Genomic DNA, 6000 nt, shown 5'->3' with positions numbered 1-6000 from the left:
AGATGCCATGAAGTTATCATCATGCTGCGACAGCAAATGTCACATCAGGCGTCAGCGGAAGATCGACGCTAATCAGGAATGGGAATGTTCTGTAACCAGTGCGAACAGGCCGCCAAGGGCGTCGGCTGCGACATCATCGGGGTATGCGGCAAGAACCCCGAGGTGGCCGCCCTGCAGGATCTCATGCTTTACGGGCTCAAGGGACTCGCCATTTATGCCGACAAGGCCCGGGAGCTGGGCGTGAAGGAAGAGAAGATCGACTACTTCGTCCTTGAGGGGCTCTTCACCACCGTCACCAACGTGGACTTCGACCCGGTTCAGATTGCCGGCAAACTCCGCACGTGCTACGACTACAAGGAAAGGATCAAGGCCCTCTACGAAACCGCCTATCGGGAAAAGAACGGTTCCAGCGCTCCGCAGATCGCCGCCGGTCCCGCCGCGTGGGTCATTGCCGGCGATCTTGAAGGGCTCGTGAAGCAGGGGCAGGAGCACGGCATCAACACCCACCACGCCGACGCCGACATCCGCTCCGCCATCGAGATTCTCATCTACGGCCTCAAGGGGATGGCCGCCTACGCCGACCACGCCTACATCCTCGGCAAAAAGGACGAAGAGGTCTTCGCCTTCTTCCACAAGGCCATGGCCGCCACCGCCGACCCGGCCAAGGGGCTCATGGACTTCGTGGGGCTCGCCATGGAGTGCGGCAAGCTGAACATCAAGGTCATGGGGATGCTGAACGAAGGTCACGCGGCCCATTATGGCCACCCGGTCCCCACCAAGGTTCCGACCGGCACCCGCAAGAACAAGGGGATCCTTGTCTCCGGCCACGATCTCCGCATGCTGGAGGAGCTCCTGAAGCAGACCGACGGGAAAGGGATCGACGTTTACACCCACGGTGAAATGCTCCCGGCCCACGGCTATCCCGGCCTCAAGAAGTACGCGCACCTCTACGGCAACTTCGGCGGCGCATGGCAGGACCAGGCGAAGGAATTCCCCCACTTCCCCGGCGCCATCATCTTCAACACCAACTGCATCCAGCGCCCGGCCGACTCTTACAAGGACCGCCTCTTCTCCTGGGGCCAGGTGGGGTGGCCCGGTGTGAAGCACATCAACGGCTGGGACTTCTCCGAAGTCATCAACAAAGCCCTTGAGTGCCCCGAGCTGGCCGACGCGCCGGCGAAGGAGATTCTCACCGGTTTTGGCCACAACGCCGTCCTTGGCGTGGCGGACAAGGTGATCGAAGGGGTGAAGGCGGGCGCCATCAAGCACTTCTTCCTCATTGGCGGCTGCGACGGTGCCAAGCCGGGTCGCAACTACTACACCGAGTTGGCCGAGAAGGTGCCCCAGGACTGCGTGATCCTGACCCTCGCCTGCGGCAAATACCGCTTCAACAAGCTGGAGTTCGGCGACATCGGCGGCATCCCGCGCCTCCTGGACATCGGCCAGTGCAACGACGCCTACTCGGCCCTCCAGATCGCCCTGGCCCTGGCCGACGCCTTCAAGTGCGGCGTGAATGATCTGCCCCTCTCCATGATCCTCTCCTGGTACGAGCAGAAAGCGGTGGTCATCCTCCTGTCGCTCCTGCACCTGGGGATCAAGAACATCAAGATCGGCCCGAGCCTCCCGGCCTTCGTCACCCCCAACGTTCTCAACTTCCTGGTGGAGAACTTCAACCTGGGTCCCATCACCACGGTGGACGCAGACCTCAAGGCGGCCCTGGGGCAGTAACCCCTTCCGCCAATGCTGAAGAAAAGGCGCGGAGACCTATTCTCCGCGCCTTTTTTCGTCTATTTCCGCCCGAAGATCACACCCAAACGAAACATAAGCAAACTTTCTTTAAGCCGATCAGCGCCAATCTTCCGCAAGACCAAGTCCCCTTTTGGCGGCCGGAAGCTCCAGCAAGGCCAACGAGTCCGCAGATTCCGGCGCTTCCGTGGTCATGGCAACGGTCGAGGCAATGAACACCATATATAGCCAGGTTCGCGATGTGGCCCGGAGCGTGGCCAACCTCGGCACCCGAAGCGACCAGATCGGAGAGATCGTGGGGACAATTGAGGACATCGCCGACCAGACCAACCTGCTGGCACTCAATGCGGCCATCGAGGCGGCCCGTGCCGGCGAGCAGGGACGCGGGTTTGCCGTGGTGGCCGACGAGGTCCGCGCCTTGGCGGAAAGGACAACCAAGGCCACTAAAGAGATCAGCCAGATGATCAAATCCATTCAGCAGGAGACTTCTGCGGCAGTATCGTCCATGAACCACGGCGTCACCATAGTGCAAGACAGCACCCAGAAGGCGGGCGAATCGGGAACCGCCCTCACCGAGATCAAGGCACAGATCGATTCCGTGGCGCAACAGATGAGCCAGATCGCCACCGCAGCCGAGCAGCAGACTGCCACCACCACCGAGATCAGCAATAACATCCAGATGATAACCCAGGTTGTGGGAGAAACGGCCAAGGGTGCCCAGGAGTCCGCGGAAGCGGCAAGCCATCTCCAGGAGATTTCCGAAGGGCTCCGGCAAATGGTGGCACATTTCCGCATGGGCTGACTTCAGGCGGCAAGCAGCAGAAAGGGCCCGGAGTTCGCTCCCCGGGCCCATTTATTCACCCTCTGTCGTTGCCGGAAGGAGTTACGCCTGATACTTACCATAGTGGACTATCTCATCCAGAGGCTTGCGTGACGGCCCAGCCTTCGGCCCCTCAAGGGGATATCCCAAAGGAAAGAGCCCAACAATCCGGAGCTCCGCCGGGATACCGAGAAGTTCTCCCAGTTGCTGCTCGTCAAAGACGCCGACAAAGACGCTCCCCAGCCCCAGGTCGTGGGCGGCAAGCATGAGATTCTGGGCCGCAATCCCCACATCGGTCAGGTAATACTGCTGCCCCCGCAACTCCCCGGATTGAGGCGGTTCGCCGCAGGCGATGATCACCACCGGCGCTTCGGCCAGGGCCTTCTGAGCCGGATTCGACTTGTACCCCTTTGGGCCGAAGTAGGCCTCCACGTAGGAGAGCTCGCTGATCTGCACCTTCGTTGCCTGATCCTCCACCACAACAAACCGCCAGCACTGCATGTTTGCCCACGACGGAGCGAGTCGCGCCGCATCCAGAACCGCCCGAAGCTTTTCGGGCTCCACCGGCCGATCGGAAAACTTGCGGACGCTTCTCCTCGTTCTGATTGCTTCCAGTGTCTCCATGGTTAGGTTTCCTTTCTCAGTTGAATAGCGAGGCTCTTGCAAAACTATTGCGGAGCCGGCCTGCGTTGTTGCCGCTCCGTTCTCGTCACTTGCCGGGAATCCACTCCACCAGCGTCGCCGTGACACTCCCCACCGTAACTTTGGTTCGCGCCCTCACCGGGATGCGCCGCTCATCGTCGGTGAGCCAGATATGGACCGTCCCCTTCCCCTCGAAGACCCCCTCGGATGCCACCAGAGGCTGGATGACGATGGTATCCACCTCGCCGAGAACCGTCTTGATCCGCTCCTTGCGCAGGACCCGCACCGCGATCCTCCGCTGCCGCTTGCTGTCGAGGATGTTGACGGTAGGTGATTTTCCCACCTCCAGGCGGAGGTAGCGAATGTAATAAAAGCTGCCGTAAACGTCAATGGTATCCAGGGGGATGTCGATATCAGCCTTATCCCCGCTCAGGTTGTCGCGGTAGCGGGCCACCCCCCGCTCCTGTTCAAAAAAGATCTCCCGGTCCCGGTGACGGCTCCCCTCGCGGGTCTTCAACCGGTAATGGCGGGCCTGCCCCGGGAAGTTGCCGCGACTGCTGTCATAGGAGCTCTCGATCCGGTCTTCCACCGGGAAAAAGGTCGAGAGCCAGTCATTGGAGCGGGCCATGGAGACGATTTTCCGCGTGGCTCCCTCCTCCGTAATCTCCTGGCTCGCGGTGCCGACGGATATCCCGGTCCAGGAAAGATTGTAGACAAGCTTCTCGGGAACTTTCGGGGCAGCCGACGCCGGAACGCCGGACGTCACAAGCACGAGAAACATCATTACTCCGTAAATGAACTTCATATCACCTCCGACTGGCCCTTCAAGGGATTCCTTCGTTACCAGCAAAGTATCCCACAGTGCCACAGGAACTCAACCCCCTTGACTAGAGGCCGGCACAGGGCACAATTGACACAGGGGTCCGCAACAGCATAAACAGAAACGCGGACCGAAGGAGGATGCCATGCCGGAGAAACTGCTCGTGCCATCCATTGAACAGAGGCTCGCTGCAATGGTCGAGGTGTCCCGCCGGATGAGGGGTAAAACCGAGGCCGAAAAACGTATGGGGCGCAAGCCGACGATCACCATTTCACGGGAGTTCGGCTGCGAGGGGTATCCCGTGGCCGAGCAGCTCAGGGAGCTTCTCGAACACTCCACCAGGGAGCCCTGGGTCGTGATGGACAAGGCGCTTCTCGAAGAAGCCGCCAAACATCATGACATTTCCGAGACGGTTCTCCAATCCCTCGGCCAACGCCCCCGCTTCCTCGACGACATGATCTCCACTCTCATGCCGCGCTGGAAAACCGAGCGGGACCACTACAAACTCCTCTGCGACCAGATCGTCTCCCTGGCCGAGGTGGGCAACGTAATCATCATCGGGAGGGGAAGCTCCATCATCACCCAGCAGATGAACAACTGCCTCCATTTCCGCATCTATGCCTCCCACCATTTCAAAGTCCGCTCCATTGCGCGGCGCGCAAAGATTTCGATCCAGGACGCAGAGCTTCTGGTGGAAAAAATGCAGAAGGAACGGGTCAAGTTCATTCGCAGCTTCCTCGACCGGGACATTGCCGACCTGAACCTCTACCACATGGCCTTCAATAACGACAAGAACTCGGAGGCCCAGATAGCCCGGGCCATCTTCGACTATCTCTGCCAGAAGATCGCAGGCTGATTCCGAACCGCGCCAATCGAGGGAGGGCGGTGCCCGGCGCCGCTCTCCCCTTGCGCTCCCGGACGTCACCGTCTATACTCCCGCCATGCTCACGTTCACCATTACAGAATCCGATCACTGCCGCGGGGTGGAAAGCTTCCTCAGGAACCTCCTTCCGGGCGCTCCCCTCGCCTACCTCGGCAAGCTCACCCGTGGTGGGCACCTGACCGTTAACGGCCTCCCGATCACACCCGACACCCTCCTCGTGACAGGTGACACCATGGCCCTCAAGGAAAGCGGCCGGACAAGGGAACTCCTGGCCGCCAAACGTCCCTCCCTCGATATCCTCTTCGAGGACGACCGGATTGTCGTCGTCAACAAGCCCCCCGGGCTGCCGGTGCACCGGACCGCCGAAGACGAGCAAACCCTCGTGGATGTGGCGGAACGGTTCCTGGCGCAGCGGGGCACCCCTGCGAAGCTCCGCCCCGTGAACCGCCTCGACCGCGGCACCTCCGGCGCCACGATACTCGCCAAGAGCGCCACGAGTGCCGGCATGTTTGGCCGCTTCGTCAAGGAAACCGGCCTTGGCAAGCTCTACCTGGCTGTTGCAGACGGCAAACTGCCAGCCGAAGGGACCATCGATACCCCCCTGGAAGGCAAGGAGGCGCAGACCCAGTACCGCACACTGTTCCAAGGAAAGAGTGCTGCCCTGCTCCTCGTCACCCCCATAACCGGCCGTACGCACCAAATTCGCAAACACCTCGCCCTCACCGGCCACCCAGTGCGAGGCGACCGCCGCTACCGGGGCGCTCCCCTTGCGGCCTATCCAGGGCACTGCCTCCACGCCTTTCTTGTTTCCTTCCGTCACCCCGTTTCCGGCGAAGAGATCGTCATTCATGCCCCTCTTCCCGCGGCGTTGCTAGAAGAGGTGCGCCTGTTGTCCGGCGACTTCTATTCCCGCATACTCCTCTCGCTGCCGTCACTGCCGATGACATAAGCCCGGAATAAAGAGCCGCGCAAGCTCTGACGGCAGAGATACCCACCTTGCCGACCAGATTTCCTTCTCATTCTCCAACCGGAGGCTGCCGACAATGAAAAAGCGGGCTTACTATTCGTTTTTTCGATGTTTTTTTTAGC

Annotated in this window: 5 protein-coding genes and 1 pseudogene; 4 read left to right on the top strand and 2 right to left on the bottom strand. The window is 60.6% G+C overall.

The window, feature by feature from the left end; genetic code table 11:
- Nucleotides 1-78: 78 nt before the first annotated feature.
- Nucleotides 79-1728, top strand: a complete 1650-nt coding sequence (gene hcp, locus KJB29_RS18725; RefSeq protein WP_215735836.1) for a hydroxylamine reductase — start codon at nt 79-81, stop codon at nt 1726-1728.
- A 151-nt stretch (nt 1729-1879) separates the two neighbouring features.
- A pseudogene (locus KJB29_RS18720) lies at nt 1880-2548 on the top strand (methyl-accepting chemotaxis protein); the annotation flags it as partial.
- Nucleotides 2549-2629: 81 nt separating this feature from the next.
- Here the strand turns inward: KJB29_RS18720 and KJB29_RS18715 are convergent.
- Nucleotides 2630-3190, bottom strand: coding sequence for a nitroreductase family protein (locus KJB29_RS18715; protein ID WP_004513968.1), 561 nt, complete (start codon nt 3188-3190; stop codon nt 2630-2632).
- Between the two features lie 85 nt (nt 3191-3275).
- Complete coding sequence (locus KJB29_RS18710; protein WP_215735834.1) at nt 3276-4013, bottom strand: DUF3108 domain-containing protein; 738 nt, start codon at nt 4011-4013, stop codon at nt 3276-3278.
- 160 nt (nt 4014-4173) lie between these two features.
- Between KJB29_RS18710 and KJB29_RS18705 the strand changes: the two genes are divergently transcribed.
- Both KJB29_RS18705 and KJB29_RS18700 read left to right on the top strand, forming a co-directional pair.
- On the top strand, nt 4174-4884 hold the full coding sequence (locus KJB29_RS18705; RefSeq protein WP_004513966.1) for a cytidylate kinase-like family protein: 711 nt from the start codon (nt 4174-4176) through the stop codon (nt 4882-4884).
- Between the two features lie 85 nt (nt 4885-4969).
- Entirely contained in the window at nt 4970-5860 is an 891-nt protein-coding gene (locus KJB29_RS18700) for an RluA family pseudouridine synthase (protein WP_215735833.1), read from the top strand.
- Nucleotides 5861-6000 lie beyond the last annotated feature (140 nt).

The sequence above is a fragment of the Geobacter grbiciae genome (assembly GCF_018531165.1).
Taxonomy (GTDB): Bacteria; Desulfobacterota; Desulfuromonadia; order Geobacterales; family Geobacteraceae; genus Geobacter; species Geobacter metallireducens.
Note: the sequence above shows the minus strand (reverse complement) of the source record. Positions and strands in the feature narration are given on the sequence as shown.